15 protein-coding genes are annotated in these 18,015 nt (G+C 36.8%); 9 read left to right on the top strand and 6 right to left on the bottom strand.

Features of this window, described 5'->3' with window-relative positions:
* Positions 1-13: 13 nt before the first annotated feature.
* The 9 genes from JCM15579_RS11240 (at position 14) to JCM15579_RS11200 (ending at position 8,623) form a co-directional block, all read left to right on the top strand.
* A complete protein-coding gene (locus JCM15579_RS11240) occupies positions 14-352 on the top strand; it encodes a heavy-metal-associated domain-containing protein (protein WP_054720075.1) in 339 nt (112 codons plus the stop codon).
* A gap of 309 nt (positions 353-661) precedes the next feature.
* Positions 662-1,465 carry a DUF4382 domain-containing protein gene (locus JCM15579_RS11235; protein WP_083464649.1) on the top strand — a complete coding sequence of 268 codons (804 nt, stop codon included), beginning with the start codon at positions 662-664 and terminating at the stop codon, positions 1,463-1,465.
* Positions 1,466-1,607: 142 nt separating this feature from the next.
* A complete protein-coding gene (locus JCM15579_RS11230; protein ID WP_054720070.1) occupies positions 1,608-2,441 on the top strand; it encodes an FRG domain-containing protein in 834 nt (277 codons plus the stop codon).
* 53 nt (positions 2,442-2,494) lie between these two features.
* On the top strand, positions 2,495-2,875 hold the full coding sequence (locus JCM15579_RS11225) for a hypothetical protein (protein WP_054720067.1): 381 nt from the start codon (positions 2,495-2,497) through the stop codon (positions 2,873-2,875).
* A 225-nt stretch (positions 2,876-3,100) separates the two neighbouring features.
* A complete protein-coding gene (locus JCM15579_RS11220; protein WP_054720064.1) occupies positions 3,101-3,835 on the top strand; it encodes a peroxiredoxin in 735 nt (244 codons plus the stop codon).
* Between the two features lie 240 nt (positions 3,836-4,075).
* Positions 4,076-5,023 (top strand): DUF5106 domain-containing protein, encoded by a 948-nt coding sequence (locus tag JCM15579_RS11215; protein WP_054720062.1) that lies wholly within the window; start codon positions 4,076-4,078, stop codon positions 5,021-5,023.
* Between the two features lie 10 nt (positions 5,024-5,033).
* Complete coding sequence (locus tag JCM15579_RS11210) at positions 5,034-5,501, top strand: TlpA family protein disulfide reductase (protein ID WP_054720060.1); 468 nt, start codon at positions 5,034-5,036, stop codon at positions 5,499-5,501.
* A gap of 247 nt (positions 5,502-5,748) precedes the next feature.
* A complete protein-coding gene (gene asnB / locus JCM15579_RS11205; RefSeq protein WP_054720058.1) occupies positions 5,749-7,437 on the top strand; it encodes an asparagine synthase B in 1,689 nt (562 codons plus the stop codon).
* A gap of 640 nt (positions 7,438-8,077) precedes the next feature.
* Positions 8,078-8,623: a hypothetical protein gene (locus JCM15579_RS11200; protein ID WP_054720055.1), complete on the top strand. Its 546-nt coding sequence runs from the start codon at positions 8,078-8,080 to the stop codon at positions 8,621-8,623.
* Positions 8,624-8,695: 72 nt separating this feature from the next.
* On the opposite strand, the gene JCM15579_RS11195 is transcribed toward JCM15579_RS11200, so the two are convergent.
* From JCM15579_RS11195 to JCM15579_RS11175, 6 genes are all read right to left on the bottom strand, one after another.
* On the bottom strand, positions 8,696-9,664 hold the full coding sequence (locus tag JCM15579_RS11195) for a glycoside hydrolase family 130 protein (RefSeq protein WP_054720054.1): 969 nt from the start codon (positions 9,662-9,664) through the stop codon (positions 8,696-8,698).
* A 13-nt stretch (positions 9,665-9,677) separates the two neighbouring features.
* Positions 9,678-11,558, bottom strand: a complete 1,881-nt coding sequence (locus tag JCM15579_RS11190) for a sodium:solute symporter family protein (protein ID WP_054720051.1) — start codon at positions 11,556-11,558, stop codon at positions 9,678-9,680.
* 19 nt (positions 11,559-11,577) lie between these two features.
* Positions 11,578-12,390, bottom strand: a complete 813-nt coding sequence (locus tag JCM15579_RS21970; RefSeq protein ID WP_262493517.1) for a glycoside hydrolase family 92 protein — start codon at positions 12,388-12,390, stop codon at positions 11,578-11,580.
* On the bottom strand, positions 12,273-13,817 hold the full coding sequence (locus tag JCM15579_RS11185) for a GH92 family glycosyl hydrolase (protein WP_218186143.1): 1,545 nt from the start codon (positions 13,815-13,817) through the stop codon (positions 12,273-12,275). The genes JCM15579_RS21970 and JCM15579_RS11185 overlap by 118 nt, the downstream gene beginning before the upstream one ends.
* A gap of 185 nt (positions 13,818-14,002) precedes the next feature.
* Positions 14,003-16,009 carry a glycoside hydrolase family 97 protein gene (locus JCM15579_RS11180; protein WP_054720049.1) on the bottom strand — a complete coding sequence of 669 codons (2,007 nt, stop codon included), beginning with the start codon at positions 16,007-16,009 and terminating at the stop codon, positions 14,003-14,005.
* A complete protein-coding gene (locus JCM15579_RS11175; protein WP_054720158.1) occupies positions 16,006-17,988 on the bottom strand; it encodes a kojibiose hydrolase in 1,983 nt (660 codons plus the stop codon). Before JCM15579_RS11175 ends, JCM15579_RS11180 begins: the two co-directional genes overlap by 4 nt.
* Between the last annotated feature and the right edge of the window lie 27 nt (positions 17,989-18,015).

Raw genomic sequence — 18,015 nt, 5'->3', positions numbered from 1 at the left:
AAATTAGAACAAAATGAAGAAGAAATTTTTATTATTAGTAGGTATCGTTGCAATGCTAAGTCTTTCATACTCGGCACATGCAGAAAATAAACAAGTTACATTTAAAGTTTTTGGAAACTGTGGAATGTGTGAAAAGACAATTGAAACTGCAGCAAAATCAGTTGAAGGAGTTACAATGGCTGATTGGGACAAGAAAACCAAAATGATAAAAGTAAGTTTTGATACTGAAAAAACCAGCTTGGATGCAATTCACAAAGCCATTGCTAAAGTTGGATATGACACCGAAAAGGTAAAGGCAAAAGATGAAGTGTATAACAAGCTTCATTCTTGCTGCAAATACGAAAGAAAATAAAACGATACGGGGTATTCTTTGTGATTTACTTACTACATACATTACTTACAACAGAATCATAGGTAAAAAGAATACCCCAAATTTGTAGAAAAAATGGACAATTATGGGAAGTTTTCCCCAATTTCTACATTTCTTAAACACAAGGAATAATTTTTACTGACTAATACAGTAGACTGATAATCCATCAATTGTATGTTTATGGCTTAAAACTGGCATATATATTGGCATTTCTGATTATACAACGATGAAACAAATTCATGTTTTCATCGTTTGTATTTTCTATATTATTAACAAATAAATACACATACTATGAAAGTTTTAAAACCGTTAAGTTTTCTATCACTGCTAATTGTTGCCATGATTTTCGTGCAATGCTCAGATGATGATACGAAATCAACAACCCCGGTTAAAATTAGACTAACAGATGCCCCTGCTCAATTTGATAAAGTAAATATTGATATTCAAGCAATACAAATTCATTCTTCTTCTGATGAAAGTGAAGAAAATGGATGGCAAGAAATGAACTTGTTAAAACCTGGGGTTTATGATTTACTTGAATTCAATAATGGTATTGATACACTTTTGGTTGATCAGGATATGCCTAGTGGTAAAGTTTCTCAGATGAGATTGATTCTTGGCGAAAATAACACAATTGTTGTAGATGGTGTAGAACACGATTTAGATACTCCTTCTGCTCAAACTTCTGGTTTGAAATTCCAGATTCACGATGATTTTATTGCTGGTATCGAATACAAACTTTGGATAGACTTTGATGCGGCTCGTTCAATTGTTACAACCGGTAATGGCACTTATAAATTAAAACCAGTAATCAGAACTTTTAATGAAGCCACTACAGGAGCTATTAGTGGAACCATCTCTCCTGCTGAAGCACTTCCAACAATTCATGCTGTAATCGGGTTGGATACCATATCAACAATAGCTGAGGAAAATGGGGAATTCCTAATCAAAGGCCTGGAAGCTGGAACATATAAGTTAGCAGTTGAACCTATTGAAGGCTACAATAAAAAAGAAGTAGAAAATATTGCAGTAACTATAGGTAACATTACGGATGCTGGAAGCATTGAGATTGATGCTGTAGTACAAAATAATTAGTATTAAGCTGCTTAATAAAGATTAATAAAAAGTTACTTCACATCGAAGTAACTTTTTTTATGCAAAAAATTAAGGTTTTCATTACTTAAATGTTAATCATTATTCCCAATTTTAAGTAGTAAAATCACTAACAATCTATTCTATGGAATTGAAGAAAGAAATTGTTCCTACTTCTTGGTCCGAACTGCAAGAGGTTCTCTTTACCGATTCTTATAATCACAAGATAAACAGAATAAGATCCCCTTATATATACAGAGGGCTATCAAATTTTGACTATCAACTAAAAACTTCATTGATTCGTTTGAAAGGTCCCGTTAAAGAATTGGAGTTTCATCTTTTAAGAAATTTTAAAAAGTATTCTTTTCGCCCTGATATCAATAACAAATTAGATTGGGAATGGTTGGCCCTGGCTCAGCATCATGGTTTACCAACTCGATTATTAGATTGGACCTACTCTCCTTATGTAGCTTTGCATTTTGCAACCGCCGAAATCGAAAAATACAATCACGACGGTGTAATTTGGGCGCTTAACTATGAAAACCTTAAGAATTACTTGCCGGAACAATTACAAAACAAGCTCAATCAAATTGGTTCCAACAGTTTTACCATTGAAATGTTGCACGAACTTTATCAGGATTTAAGGGAATTGTCGAATGAGAAAAGTGATTTTGTAGTAGCATTTGAACCTCCCTCATTGGATGATCGAATTGTAAATCAATATGGAATATTTACCTTCATGTCACATTCAAGTTCAATACTAGATTCATGGTTGATGGATAAACCAGAATTGTATTTCAGGATACGAATTCCAGCTGATATGAAATGGGAAATTCGTGACAAACTAGACCAGGTAAACATTAACGAACGAGTTCTTTTCCCTGGAATGGATGGATTGAGCAAATGGCTAACCAGACATTATTCTCCAACAGATCCTAAAAAACAGAAAAATATAAGTTTGGAAACCAACCATCAGTAAATCTTTTTTGCTAGGAAAGATTGATCTTTCTATCTTTAATTAAAAGCTAAGGTATGAAGTTCAAATACGAAATATTTCCTGATTTAAAACTCATCAAGGAATACTACTATGGTTATTTCAAATGGAATGACTTAATTCAACATACCTTGAGCACGCGAAAGGATGAATTATTTAATGAATCCTACAATGTGATTTCTGATTTTACCCGGGCCAAAGTTCTTTTGAATATTAAAGATTTAGACGACTATATTGACGAGTATGAAAAGTACAGTCCAATCCTAAATAAATGTGCTATTCTGGTTAGCCACAGTTACGACACTCCTATGGCTATGCTTTTCGAAATTCAGGTACGAATTCAAAATGCCAAAGTATTTTATACTGAAGAAGAAGCATTGAACTGGCTGGATATAGACCAAGTTCATGTAAAAAAATAGTATTTAAGAACACTTGCCTTTAATTAAAACTTATTTAAAATTAAGTAATTACACCTACCTAACTATTGACATCCATATGTCAATGAACTAACTTTAATATACTTCAGCAGATCATTACCTTAATCTGTATTCCCTGATGTTTCGAATCATGAGACGCATTGTTTTCTCTTGGAGAAAAACATATTCAAAATCAACTCAAACCAATAAACATCAAAAGCTTAGAATATGAACGAACATACAGAACTTAAAACTGTTAACATGCCAAGAATTGGAGATAAAGCACCTGAATTTAGAGCTGTTACAACTCAAGGCGACATACACTTTCCAGATGATTACAGAGGTAGATGGGTAATTCTATTTAGTCATCCAGCAGATTTTACTCCGGTTTGCACTTCTGAATTCATGACCTTTGCAAAAATGGAAAACCAATTCAATCAAGCCAACTGTGATTTGGTCGGACTATCGGTAGATGGATTGTATAGCCACATTGCCTGGCTGAGAACCATTAAGGAAAAAATTGAATACAAAGGAATGAAGGACATAGAGGTACAGTTCCCGCTAATTGAAGATATCAAAATGGAGGTGGCCAACAAATATGGAATGATCCAACCAGGTGAAGACAACACCAAGGCTGTTAGAGCTGTTTTTTTTATTGATCCTCATGGCATTATCCGAACCATAATTTATTACCCACTAAGCCTTGGCCGTAATTTTGATGAAATTTACAGAGTGCTCATAGCATTGCAAACTGCGGATAAGTTTTCTGTTGCCACTCCTGCTGATTGGAAACCAGGAGATGAAGTCATAGTGCCACCTGCAGGATCATGTGGTGTGGCTAAAGACAGAATGGAAAATACTGACGAAGATGTAAAATGCTACGATTGGTTTTTCTGTACCAAAAAACTGAAAGAAGAAGATATTTGGGATAAAATCCTAAAAAAGGAAACAATTGCTCACTAGTTTTAACGCTGGGTAATAAATTTAAGCCTGTCAGAGTTTTCTGGCAGGTTTTCCTTTTTAAAGTCTGGATCAGTCAAATGGTAATAAGGTCTAAACTACAAGTAAATTAAACTTACCAACACAATCACCTAACATTTCTTTTAAGATATCGTTAAACTTTTAAGTCAATAAAAATATCCATTCACTTGAAAAAGTTTTGTAATTTTCGCTGACTTTATAATTATCAATAGATATTTACAAATGAAAAACATATTCAATTCTCTTTGTGTACTGATTTTCTGCACATTTATAGCCACTAATTTAAATGCTCAGAAATACGATATCTCAGTACAATTACTAAACTGTAATGATTCCACAGCATACCTGGCCCATTATTTCGATGGTAGAATTTTTGCCGATGACACAACACAATTGGTTAATGGTAAGGGTAAATTCTCCAAAAACAAGGTTCTAGATCAAGGCATCTATGTAATTTATTTGCCAAGTCAAAAATACTTTGATTTGTTGATCGGCGAAGATCAGGAATTCTCAATTTCGGCCGATCCAAAAGATTTTATTGGAAGTATATCGGTTGAGGGATCCAAAGAAACTGATGGATTTCACAACTTTCAGAAGTTTATGAAGTCCCAGAATGAAAAGTCGAAAGCCATACAGGAAGCATACACAAAAGCAGCCAACGATGCTGAAAAGGAGAACTTCAGAAAGCAGTTTAAAAATACTGATATTGAAGTACGAGCTTACATCGAAAAGTTAAAGTCTGAATTCCCAGAAAATTCATTTGTCCAGAAATTTGCTCAGTTTACTTTGTCTCCTAAAATTCCTGATTTCAAGAGTGAAGTTCCGGAAAATACACCTGATCGTGACAAAGTAATTCAACGCAAATCCTATTTATACAATAAAGATCATTACTTTGATCATGTAAACCTTACTGATAACAGGTACCTAAGAACGCCAATATTAAAAAAGAAGCTGGATTTCTTTTACGAAAAAATACTCGTTCAAAGTCCTGATTCCATTGTAAAGGAGTCAGTAAAATTGATTGAAAATGCACGTCCAGACACAACTTTTTTCCAGTATTTAACTCAATATGCCTTAAACTACGCAGTAAAGAGTAAGGTAATGGGTATGGATGCTGCTTTTGTAAACCTGGCAAAGAAATACTATTTAAGTGGACAAGCCACATGCTGATTCTACCCTAATGGCAAATATTAGAGAAAGGGTTATCAAAACTCAGTTCAATCTAATTGGAATGAAATCGCAGGATTTGCTAATGCAAACTCCTGAAGGCGAATTTGTAAGACTACACGAGGTTGAGGCCCCACTAACAGTACTTTATTTTTGGGAACCTGATTGCGGACACTGCAAGAAGGTTACTCCTAAATTGAAAACAGAAATCTTAGACAAATACCAAGACAAAGGCCTAAAAGTATTTGCAGTTTGTACTCAAGATCAGAAGGAATTGTGGGAAAATGCCATTCACGATTACGACATTTATGATTTTATCAATTGTTATGATCCTGAATTTCAAACCAACTTCAGAATTTTCTATGATGTATATAGTACACCAACCATGTACTTGCTCGATAAAGACAAAAAAATTATAGCAAAGCGACTCGATATTGATAATCTGAAATTATTTTTGGATAACAAATTGAAAAAGAATTAAGCACCCAGGACACTGTAAAAAGTGTCCTTTTTTTTACATTCAAATCAATTTGAAAAACTACATTTTCCCACCCTCACACCTTCTCAATAAGGGCATACTAGTAGATTTTAATCATTCGCAAACGATAACGCATAAATTTTACAAGGTATTCTAATAATAAAGTTGTATTTTCAAATAGTATATCAAAATTAACCAGTCGTCAAATCCCCATTTGGCGACTTTTAAGTAACTATTAAACTAAATTTTTATGTGTGGATTCGTAGCAGTATTCGACTTGAAGGTGGATGCACAGAAATTGCGCCCTCAGGTACTGGAAATGTCCAAAAAAATTCGTCACAGAGGTCCCGATTGGTCAGGTATATTTTGTGATGAAAAAGCGATTTTATCGCACGAGAGACTATCGATTGTAGATCCTCAATCGGGAGGACAACCCCTTTACAGCAAAGATGGTAATTTGATCTTGGCTGTTAATGGTGAAATCTATAATCACATGGACATTCGAAATCAGATGAACGGATCCTATGAGTTCTTGACCAAGTCTGATTGCGAAGTGATTTTGGCATTGTACAAGCAAAAAGGGATTGATTTTATTGATGATTTGAATGGAATATTCGCATTTGCCTTGTACGATAAAGAGAAGGATTGTTATTTGATTGGTCGCGATCATATGGGAATTATTCCATTGTACCAGGGTTGGGATCAGCATGGCAATTACTATGTAGCTTCTGAATTGAAAGCATTAGAAGGCTATTGCAATAAGATTGAAGAATTCTTGCCAGGTAAATTCTTGTACAGCAAGGATGGTGAAGTTAAAGAATGGTACCAGCGCGACTGGATGGACTATGAGAAAGTGAAAGACAACGAAACTGATATGGCAGCCCTTCGCAAAGGACTGGAAGATGCAGTTCACCGTCAGTTGATGTCTGATGTACCATATGGTGTTCTTCTTTCGGGAGGATTAGATTCTTCGGTTATTTCGGCCATTGCCAAGAAATATGCTTCCAAGCGTGTAGAATCTGGTGATCAGCAAGATGCATGGTATCCACAGTTGCACTCTTTTGCTATTGGATTAGAAGGATCGCCGGATTTGGCTGCCTCACGTAAGGTGGCAGACCATATCGGAACGGTTCATCACGAAATTACATTTACCGTTCAGGAAGGTTTGGATGCGGTTCGTGATGTAATCTATCATTTGGAGACCTATGACGTAACCACCGTTCGTGCCTCAACTCCTATGTACATGATGGCTCGTGTGATTAAATCGATGGGAATTAAAATGGTGCTTTCGGGCGAAGGTGCTGATGAGATGTTTGGTGGATACCTGTATTTCCACAAAGCACCTAATGCAAAGGAATTCCATACCGAAACGCTTCGTAAACTAAGCAAACTTCATTTGTACGATTGTTTACGTTCCAACAAGTCAATGGCTTCGTGGGGTGTAGAAAGTCGTGTTCCTTTCCTTGATAAAGAATTCCTTGACATTGCCATGAGAATTAATCCTGAGGATAAAATGGCCAAGGATGGAAAAATGGAGAAATGGATAATCCGTAAAACATTTGAAGATTACTTGCCAGAAGAAGTGGCTTGGAGACAGAAAGAACAATTTTCTGATGGTGTTGGATACAACTGGATTGATACCTTACGTGATATTGCAGAGAATGAAATTAGCGATGAGCAATTGAAGAATGCAGCTTATCGATTCCCTGTTAATCCACCAATGTCGAAGGAAGAGTATTACTACAGAGTGATTTTTGCAGAGCATTTCCCTTCAGATACGGCAGCAGCATGTGTACCTTCAGTACCATCGATAGCCTGTAGTACTGCCGAAGCATTGGCATGGGACGAATCTTTCCAGAACAATGCAGATCCTTCAGGACGTGCCGTAAATGCGGTTCATAATGATGGCTATAAGGAAGAGAAGAAAACAATTCAATAGATATTTTCTTTTAAATATTCAGCAGGGGCTCTCCAAATGGAGAGTCTCTTTTTATATAAAACCCACTTAATCATTAATATGGAATTGATTTTTCATGTTTTTGGTCCTATTCTCTTAGATAGATTCATAAAATTCAGGAATCGAAGCATCAAAATCGAGCATTAAAGCACTCTAATTTTAAAAAGAGATATCAAATTCAAGCTTCGAAGTATGAATTTCATGGCTCGAGACACCTTTACCGTGGGTAAAAGCACGATGTAGCTTAAAAATTTTAATCTTCTGATTAAAAAAAGCACACCAAATCGTGGTTAAAAACACACCTGCTATTAAAACTTTTAAGAAATTACCTAACACACACACTACATCGTGGTTCGAACCACGATTAATCCTAAACTTTTTTTACTCCTGACCTAAAAAATTATTGTTAATATATAACAATACTTACACAGAACATCTTATAAAATAAAATCATACCAACCACTCTACATTCAAATATCATAAGCACTCAAACCAATTGACTTTATCTATCTTTTGAGTCTATTTATATATTGCACTAATTAAGTGTTACAACTCTTCTTTTACAATAGAAATTTTAAATGTATATTGTACCAGAAATCAAACCTACTAACACTCTAAACCTATGTACGCAAGCTCAAAACAAACGGTATTCTTTAAATACTATTTTCCATTTCTATTTATTTTAGGATTTGGGACATCCTTCCTGGCTTCTGGATTTGTGGATACAGCACCAGATGGCTTTAAAATAGCCTTTGCAATTATGTCAGTATGGCTCTCTATTTTCTTTATTCAAGTGCCATTTAGGTTAAAGAAAATTACCACCTTAGAAAAAGGAATACTGGTTAAGGGCAGAGAAAGAAAGCTAATTCCCTATGCTGACATCGAAAGTGTTTCCAAGTTTGATTTGGCTGGTCCATGGTTCATGACCATCAAGTATTTTGACCAAAAGTCGGGAGATACAAAAAAGATTTGTTTCATGCCTTCCCACACTCAAAAAAGAACCATGGCTGACGATGCAATTACTGCTTTTATTAAAGAAAGAATGAAAGAGGAAAATCCACAATACAATGAAGAAGATCAACCTTCAACAATGAAAAACTTCATGATTCTGATGTTGCTTAGTATACCTTTTACATTAACTGCAATTTACTTTTTTCTTTTGGGGTAAAGCTTAACAATATTGAATAAAAAAGGATGAAACCAAATGGTCTCATCCTTTTTTTTGCTAAATCTAATCTAACTATAATGAATTCTTCTTCAAGAAATCAATAATCTCATCAACATATCCAAAAGCCATACCTACAACCGTGTCAGCAGCTCCGTAATACACCGCAACTTTGTTATCTTCCATTAGGGCAGCGCATGGGAATACCACATTTGGTACATCACCAACCAATTCGTATGGTGCTGCAGGAGCCAATAAATAAGGCTTAGAACGATACAATACTTTATCAGGATTTTCCAAATCCAACAAAGCCGCCCCCATTGAATAACGGAAACCATTACAGGTATTGATTACCCCGTGATAAAACATCAACCAGCCTTCTTCGGTACGAATGGGTACTGAACCTGCTCCAATTTTTGTACACTGCCATGCGCTATCGGTAAAATCGGCTACCTTCATTACACAACGGTGCTCACCCCAATACTTCATGTCAGGACTGTAGGAAACGTAAATATCACCAAAAGGAGTATGGCCATTATCGCTTGGGCGACTTAACATGGCATATTTGCCATCAATTTTTTCAGGAAACAACACACCATTTCTGTTGAATGGAAGAAATGCATTCTCGCACTGGTGGAAAGTCTTAAAATCGAAAGTATATGCAATACCAATGGTTGGTCCATGATATCCGTTGCACCATGTAATCCAATATCGGTCTTCAATCCAACAAACGCGTGGATCGTATTTGTAATCCGATTCAATCATTTCAGTATTACCAGCCACCATTTCTATAGGCTCGTGATTGATTTCCCAATTGATTCCATCCTTACTGAATCCAGCAAAAATATTCATCTGAACGGCCTTGTTATCGCAACGGAATACACCTGCAAAACCATCTTCAAAAGGTACAACGGCACTATTAAAAATACTGTTGGAACTAGGTATATCGTACCTACCAATTACAGGATTTTGAGAATATCTCCACATCACATCCAAACATCCTTCAGGACGTTCCTCCCACGGCATATTAATTTTATTAGTCATTTTGATTTTAGTATTAAACCAATTCTGTTTCTTTAACTTCTTCTTTTTTTACTTCACACTTGTAATCATCTGGATAGTCTTTCAATCTCTTGTACCAAGTGAAGTATAGCACAACACTCGAAACGGCAAACAGCACAATAACCCATGTTAATGACATGAATTCACCAATCACCAAATAGATTGGAATTAGAACCAACATCATTTGCCAACCTGTACCAATTGTACAGTTCATCATATCTCTCCAGAAATCCTTATTGGGTTTCGCCTCTGGCTTTTGTTCTTTCAATTTAAGATAAACTGGTTTCCAAAATCCCCAAGGGCGAACGCTGTCATAGAATTTAATCAGTACCTCATCCGGTTCTGGTTTGGTCACCAAGCTGCCAATAATAGAGGCTGCCAAAGCAAAGATGAAAATGAATGGGAAGGCATAAATTGGTGATACCTCAGGGAAAACCAATGGTGCAATTAATGAAGCCAACAAACCAGCTAACATTCCAGTAAAGTAGCCATATCCATTAAATCTCCACCAAATCCATTTTAACAGGTTGGAAGCAGTATAACCTCCAAACAATGCTCCTACCAACCATTTCATTACCGTATCGATACTTTCTGCAAAGAATCCAAAGAAAATACCAACTGCAACTACTGCGAAGGATGCCAAATACGACATTCGAATGTATTTCTTTTGCGATGCATTCGGGTTGATAAATTTCTTGTAAATATCGTTTACAATGTAAGCTGGACCTGCATTGACATTTGCAGCAAAGGTAGACATGAAGGCTGCCACCAAACCTGCCAGCAACAAACCTTTTGCTCCCACAGGTATAAAATTATTCAGTGCATAAGGCAATACCATTTCAAAGTCGATATTGTCGCCCATTTTATTGAATTCAGGTGCGAGATACACCAAGGCAAGTACGGCTAAACCAGTAATCATCAAATATCTTGGAACAAAAAGTACCAAGGAAACAATACCACTCATTTTTGCAGCATCCTTAGGTGTTTCTGTCGACAGGATTCTCTGCATATCGTAGCTAGGAACAGGACCAGCAATACTTACTAACATTCCTTTGAATATCATCATCATCATCAATACCGAGAACAATGAATAACCATCAGTTTCAATTTTGTTGTTTACGGCAGGTATCAAATGATCCCAATTCAAATCCAGGTTCCAACCAAAGAATATATCTTTCCATCCTTCAGGAATTGCTGCAGATATTTGTTCAGGACTCACCAAAGAAATAGCAATTACACCTACCATGATACAGGCAATAGTCATAATCACAAACTGTAAAACTTCAGTAAATACCACCGAATACATCCCCCCTTTTATCACGTAAAGTGTGGTTACACCCATTATGATAATGGCATACATATTTTCCGAGCTAATGGTAATTCCCATCACATAGGTTTGCAGATTCCAAGGAAAAAATGTTTGTGCAAACTTTCCTACTCCAACAAATCCGTAAGTGATAAAACCAACAACACTAACAATGGCGAATAGTACCACAATTAGGTGTGATAATTGTGAACCTTTGTCATCTCCAAACCTGGTTTTTAACCACTCGGCACCAGTCATTACATTCGATCTACGCAACCAAATGGCCAAAAACATCATCAAAAAAATCTGGTTCCAAACTGGCCATAGCCAAGGAATCCAAACCGATTTTAAACCATAAACAAACAGTATGGTAACCGTCCACATGGTTCCGGTAATATCGAACATTCCCGATGCATTGGAAACTCCAAGCATGTACCAGGGAATTTTATTTCCTCCCAAAAAGTAGTTCGATAAGTTTTTTGATGCCTTTGCCGACAACAAGTAACCAATTACAATGGTTAGAACAATGTATCCGATAATAATGGATATGTCGAGTACTGATAGATTCATTATATTCTATTTAGTTTTTTTACTTGCTTGATTTTAATTCAAATTCGATTGTTCCTCCTTTTACCAAATCAGCATGATTGATAAAGTAGCTTGAATGATTTGAACCATTTCGTTTAATGCTTTTAATGAAGATATCATCTGCATTGCCCTTCTTCGAAAGGATTTCCAGCTTCTTTCCCGGATAAAACTCCTGGTTCAGTTCAATGGTAATTTTATCAAAAACTGGTGAGCTTAATGCGTAGTCTGTATTACCTGGACAAACCGGATACATTCCCATCATGCTGTAAACGATCCAGGCCGAAAGCGTTCCACAATCATCATTCCCTGGAATTCCATCAGGTGCATTTTTATAGTATTTATTAATCAAACGGCGAACTTCTTTCTGAGTTCTCCACTCTTCACCTTTAAAATAGTTGAATAGGAATGGGTAATGAATGTCTGGTTCGTTTGCCATATCGTAAAGATTCTCATCAAATACTTTCTGAAGCTTGTTTACAAACTTCTTTTTGCCACCCATTAACTTCGTTAGACCTTCAATATCGTGCGGTACACAAAAAGTATATTGCCATGATGTTCCCTCGTGGAATCCTGGACATGGTTCAAAGTTTTCTCCTTGTTTCGGATCAAAATTCTTCAGGAAAGTACCATCAGCAAGCTTTGGTCTCAATACACCAAATTCTTTCGAATAGTAGTTTTGATATCCTAAGGATTGATTTAAAAACTTCTGATAATCCGCTTTCTTTCCCAATGCCTTTGCAAATTGAGCCAGGTTCCAATCAGCAATATAATATTCCAACGCATGTGATACCGAATTATCAAATTCCTCTTCAATTGGCACATATCCTTCTGCCAGGTAATGATCGATATCGGGACGCAACTTGTTTTTGGCACCTTCGATGGTAGCGACTTATACATTGCTTCGTATGCTGCTTCCACATCGAAATCGGTTAACCCGCGCAAGTAAGAATCAACAATTACCGGAATTGATGGATCACCCTCCATTACGTGTGTCTCTTTTGAATTTAACTCCCACTTAGGCAACCATCCACTTTCCTTGTACATATCAACCATTGAGCGTACCATATCCAACTGTTCCTGTGGATAAAGCAGTGCCATTAATGGATGAAAATTTCGGTAAGTATCCCATAAGGAAAAAACTGTATATCGATTGCAATCCTTTGTTTCTTTAATTTCGAAAGATTCCATGGCCGGATATTGTCCATTGACATCGTTGATGATATTCGGATGGATTTGAGTATGATACAAAGCTGTGTAAAAAATGGTTTTCTGATCTTTTGTTCCACCTTCAACCTTAACTCTTCCTAAAATATCGTTCCACTCTTTTTCAGCTTGCACTCTTGTTTTCTCAAAATCAAAATTATTCGATTCAGCTTTAAGGTTTAATCGAGCATTTTCAATGCTAACATAGGAAACTCCAACTTCTACAATAATTTGTTCTTTTTCTTCCGTATCAAATGTGAAATAAGCTCCAATTTCGTTACCAAACATTTCGCGGGTAAATCCATTATAGTATTTATATTCCCCTGAAGTTTTACTCCAGGCTGCTTCTGCCTGCAGTTCAGGCATATTTTTCCATACACCGAATTTCTTTGCAGGTTTGCTGAATCGGGCAACAAAATAAACCGGACGTTCCGACCCATCATTGTAGCAGAAAGTACCTGTCATTCTTGAACCTTCAATTTCTTTGTCATTGACGATTCTTATCTTGGCACCTACCTCATTGGTCAATCCTAAACCAAGATTTAAAAGAATATTGGCTTCTCCTTTCGGAAAAGTATAGCGGCTGATTCCTGTTCGTTTTGTAGAACTCAATTCTGCCTTTATATTATACTTTTCAAGTTCTGTAGCATAATAACCAGGTGTTGCTTCCTGATTTTTCATGACGGAACCATATTGCTTGTGATCTGCATTAACCTTTCCTGTTGTAGGCATCAATAAAATAACACCAAGTTCCGGACAACCTACTCCACTCAAATTTACATGAGAAAATCCGGTAAGGTAAGAGTTATCCCAAGAGTATGGTGTAGACCACCAGCGTGCATCCTTATCGTATTTATTGATAACCGATCCAGAAACATTAAATGGTGTTACTGATACCATTCCTCGTGGCACAATGGCACCTGGATTTGTAGTTCCGAAATTCGTGGTTCCAATAAAGGGATTTACATACTCGGTATATTGGCCAAAGCCATTAAAACAAAAAAACAGTAGAATTGAAATTCCTATAAAGCGCTTCATTATTTAGGTTTTATTGTAATCGTGAGTTTAAAAATAATACCGAACGGGATTATGGCTAGCCAAGCACTTCCCGATCGGTTCACTAATTTCTAATCTTTGGTTCAAATTAAGCTTTTCCAGATTAAATGATGATTAATATATAGATTAATCGTACAGATGAATCATTAATCAAATCAAAAGGTAAATTAATCCACAATTGGGACAATTGCAACAGCCTGACCTCCACTCTCTATCATTTTTACAGGCAGAACACTTTTCGAATCAACCTGTACTTTTCGAATTTTAATATCCGTAGGATTATTTTTGAGATTTGCATTGTCTCCATCCTCAAAGATATTTGCCATATACTTCTTACCATCTTCTAAAAAGGATAATTCAAGCTCAACATTTCGCCTGTTCTCATCGGTAATGGTTCCAATATACCAGCTCTTGCCTTTTCGACGTGCAACTGAATATACGTCTCCAATTTCGGCCAATAGGACCTTTGATTCATCAAAATTGGCAGGAAGCATTTCAAAGAATTTAAATGCCGGATGACCTTCATAATTGCTCACCAAGTCTGATGCCATTTGCAAAGGACTGTACAAACAAACCCAAAGAGCCAATTGTTTGGAAATTGTTGTGTTTACCCTGCTGTTTCCTTTATCATTGCTGTTCCATTTGGTATATTCTTTCCTATTCTTGTAGAGAATATCAAATGTACCAGGCGTATAATCAATTGGCCCACCCAAACATCTTGTAAATGGCAGAATTACATGATGCTCAGGAGGATTTCCCTCGCTCCAGGCATTCCACTCCATTCCCCTTGCACCTTCACGTGTCATCATATTTGGATAGGTACGACTAATTCCTGTCGCTTTGATTGGTTCATGTGCATCAAGCATTAATTGGTATTTTGCAGCCGTTTCAACCACTTTTCTGTAATGCTGAACCATTTTTTGTCCGTGATGAAAGTGACCATTTGGAATCGGACCAGCATAACCTGTTTTTAAAGTTCTGATGCCATTATCATGCAGTTTGGCAAAGGCATCCTCCATGCACTCTTCATAAAAAATGTAATCTCCACCTGTTTCGTGATGCCCTACAAGTTCAATATTCTTTTCTTTTGCATATCTTACAATTTCATCAAAATCGTAATCGGCATAAGGTGTTTGCTGGTCAAAAGCTCGTGGTTTCCCCCAATTTTCCCATCCAGTATTCCAACCTTCAGCCAAAACTGCATGTACACCGTTTTCTGCAGCAAAATCTATATATCTCTTCATGTTTTCGGTAGTAGCACCATGTTGGGGTCCCATAATCCAAGTCTCAACTCCCAAATGCATTCCCCACCATACACCAATATATTTCATTGGCTCAATCCAAGATGTATCATCCAATGCACATGGATCATTTAAATTTTGAATCAAATCAGATTCAACCAAACCCGCTGCCGATTTGCTTATGGTAATGGTTCTCCAAGGCGATTTTACACTTCCTTTGGCTTTTACTTTCACACCATCAGGCCATGGCACCAGTTCTGCCTGGAAATTTGTACCTCCTGTATTTTTCAAGGTCATACCTGCATAATCCGTCAGGTTTGCCTCATGAATACTGAAATAATTGCCATTGTCTGTTTTAAAAGTGGCAGGTGTGTTGGCATCCTTCACCTGGTCTATTTTGGTGGTTCTGTACAGCATCTCATAACTTTCGTAATTGGCAGGTATGGTCCAAGCTGTTCCATTGTTCACAAAATTGAATTCAGTCAGCTCCTTCACAATGAAGATGCTATCAATTCCTGGCTGCTTTGGAATCTCATATCTAAAGCCCAAGCCATCGTCAAACAGACGTACATAAAGATTCAACTTCTTGTCTGCATGATTTCGCATTGAAACCATCAATTCATTGTAATGTTCATTGATGCTTTCGTTAGGTCCCCAAACAGGCTTCCAATCTTCATTTTTACTTTCTCTTTTAACATCTATGATTTGCAATCCATTACTAAAAGACGAATCATTTTTCAAGCTCATTCCTAAGCTTGATGATGATATCACCTTTTTATCTTCTAATTGCAATGAATAATACATTTGACCTACTTCGTTTACTTTCAGCTCAAAAGCAATATTTCCGGAAGGTGATTGTAAACCAACCTGATTGATACTGGTACATGCACAAATAAATAATGAAATTGCCAGTGCAAATAATACTCTTTTCATAACGTTCTATTTAACCTCAAATATTTTAAAATCAGGACCGACGCTTTAATTGTTAATCTTTTCCATTGCTTCGGCAAGCATGGATTTTTTTGCTCTATTCCTTTGTCTGTTAGGTGTAATCCTCCAAATCCAAAGATCACGGCCTGTAGCATTCCCCCAGCTCCTGTTGCAAAGTAGGGATTGTTGCTATATGCCGATTCTGATAAAGCCCCAAATGGTTTTCTTTTATTGGGTACATAAGCTCTCTTGAACAATTCATAAGCCTTTTCTGCTTCTCCCATTCGTGAATAAAGTACAGATAGTATTGAATGAGACATTGCCGGTCCTTCAGGGGCCATTTTGTGCTCATAATATTCCAAATCTTTTCGAATGGCTTTAAGATCTGTTACAATTTCCAACGGATAAGCCAATAGATTAACATCAGCCTGTTTAATGATTTCGCCTTTGTATTCTCGGTTCTCCTTTGTCACCCCATCTTTGGTATAATAAAACATCAACCCATCAGCCACTTCACTCCACATAGAATTTGGTATTATTCCCAAACGGCCTGCAGCTTTTTCTGCAAAAGTCAAAACAGTTTTTACAGAGCCATTGGTAAAAGCGTTATCATTGGCATGATGATAAAATTCATTCGCACCAACCACATTATTGATTGAATAGGATCCATCATTATTTTTCACTGCTCGGCTCACCCAGAAATCCGCCACCTCTTTCAACAAAGGATATCCTTTGGAAGCCAGCCATTGTTTATCTCCAGTTATGCGATAGTAATTCCAAAAAGCAATCCCAATATCTGCAGTAATATGATGTTCGAAAGTTCCTGTTAAAGCCCAGGTTGGAGTAGCTTCCTCCCCTGTATCATCGGATTCCCATGGAAACATTGCACCATCAAAACCATAATTTTGAGCCTTTATTTTTGCTGGTTCCAATCGATCAAATCGATAGTTCAACAATGATTTTGCTATGGCTTGATTGAAAACAAGAATGGGTGGATACATCCAAAGTTCAGTATCCCAAAAGACATGTCCATTATATCCCTGGGAAGATAAACCCATAGGTGCAATGCTTAAATTAGAATCATCTCTAGCAAAAGAATACAAATGATACAGTGCCAAACGAACATCCTGTTGAGATTCCAAATCTCCTTCTATTACAATATCGCCTTGCCATAAATCATTCCAAAGCTTCTTGTGACGATCAATCACTACTTGTTTATTACCCAATAGCTGATAGATCACCAATCGCTCCGATTCACTCTTTGGATCTGAAAAATCCCGGGAAGTACAAACTGCACCTGTCCATGCAAACTGGTAATTTTCACCTCTATTCAAGTTCTTATCAAAAACCAATTCGTGATGGAGCGAATCACAAACTTGGTGCCTTAAATCTGGTGTTTTATCTTGAAAAATAAAGGAAGCAGTTGTAGCCAATTGGTGTTTTCCGAAAGGACTATCTGCAATAGTTTGTAATACAGGCATTCTGGCGTCCAAATCTTTCATAACCCTGTAGGCGGAATCAACATTTTTATACTCTGCAGGACAAATAATCTGTCCTGCTACCTGCATCTTTATATTGTCCTTTAAAGGGGTAACTTTCACATCTATCATTCCACTGTAAGGCATGCCTCGTAAGGCATAATATGTAAAAGTAAAGTCCACGTCTTCTCTATACCTACAAGAAGTAATAAAAGCGGCCTCTTTCATATTCAAAACCTGCTTCCATCTGCTACAGTTTTTGGTGCTTAGCGTGTCTCCATGAATCACAATTTCCAAATTGGCAAAATTAATTCCCAATAATACTTTGCTCACACCATTTTCTGATTCCTTATCGAAAACATGATTTAGAATGATGGATTTTGTTTTACCCGGCTGCTCCGATGGCACAATTCCAATACGACCATTAGCTACAGAGATCCCAGCATAACTAGAGTAATCCTTGGCTACAATATTCCATTCATCTCCTTCTTGTTTTTGAGCCATCGAACTGAATACAAAAAGTACACAGCC

The organism is Marinifilum fragile JCM 15579, assembly GCF_001310955.1.
Taxonomy (GTDB): Bacteria; Bacteroidota; Bacteroidia; order Bacteroidales; family Marinifilaceae; genus Marinifilum; species Marinifilum fragile.
The sequence above is the reverse complement of the archived record's forward strand: the minus strand, read 5'-3'. Positions and strand labels throughout refer to the sequence as shown.

Coding starts and splice junctions, on each gene's coding strand:
- JCM15579_RS11180 (WP_054720049.1), bottom strand. CDS start 16,009: ATGAAAAGAGTATTATTTGCACTGGCAATTTCATTATTTATTTGTGCA.
- JCM15579_RS11200 (WP_054720055.1), top strand. CDS start 8,078: ATGTACGCAAGCTCAAAACAAACGGTATTCTTTAAATACTATTTTCCA.
- JCM15579_RS11230 (WP_054720070.1), top strand. CDS start 1,608: ATGGAATTGAAGAAAGAAATTGTTCCTACTTCTTGGTCCGAACTGCAA.
- JCM15579_RS11220 (WP_054720064.1), top strand. CDS start 3,101: ATGAACGAACATACAGAACTTAAAACTGTTAACATGCCAAGAATTGGA.
- JCM15579_RS11215 (WP_054720062.1), top strand. CDS start 4,076: ATGAAAAACATATTCAATTCTCTTTGTGTACTGATTTTCTGCACATTT.
- JCM15579_RS11235 (WP_083464649.1), top strand. CDS start 662: ATGAAAGTTTTAAAACCGTTAAGTTTTCTATCACTGCTAATTGTTGCC.
- JCM15579_RS11175 (WP_054720158.1), bottom strand. CDS start 17,988: ATGGCTCAAAAACAAGAAGGAGATGAATGGAATATTGTAGCCAAGGAT.
- asnB (WP_054720058.1), top strand. CDS start 5,749: ATGTGTGGATTCGTAGCAGTATTCGACTTGAAGGTGGATGCACAGAAA.
- JCM15579_RS11210 (WP_054720060.1), top strand. CDS start 5,034: ATGGCAAATATTAGAGAAAGGGTTATCAAAACTCAGTTCAATCTAATT.
- JCM15579_RS11240 (WP_054720075.1), top strand. CDS start 14: ATGAAGAAGAAATTTTTATTATTAGTAGGTATCGTTGCAATGCTAAGT.
- JCM15579_RS11225 (WP_054720067.1), top strand. CDS start 2,495: ATGAAGTTCAAATACGAAATATTTCCTGATTTAAAACTCATCAAGGAA.
- JCM15579_RS11190 (WP_054720051.1), bottom strand. CDS start 11,558: ATGAATCTATCAGTACTCGACATATCCATTATTATCGGATACATTGTT.
- JCM15579_RS11195 (WP_054720054.1), bottom strand. CDS start 9,664: ATGACTAATAAAATTAATATGCCGTGGGAGGAACGTCCTGAAGGATGT.
- JCM15579_RS11185 (WP_218186143.1), bottom strand. CDS start 13,817: ATGAAGCGCTTTATAGGAATTTCAATTCTACTGTTTTTTTGTTTTAAT.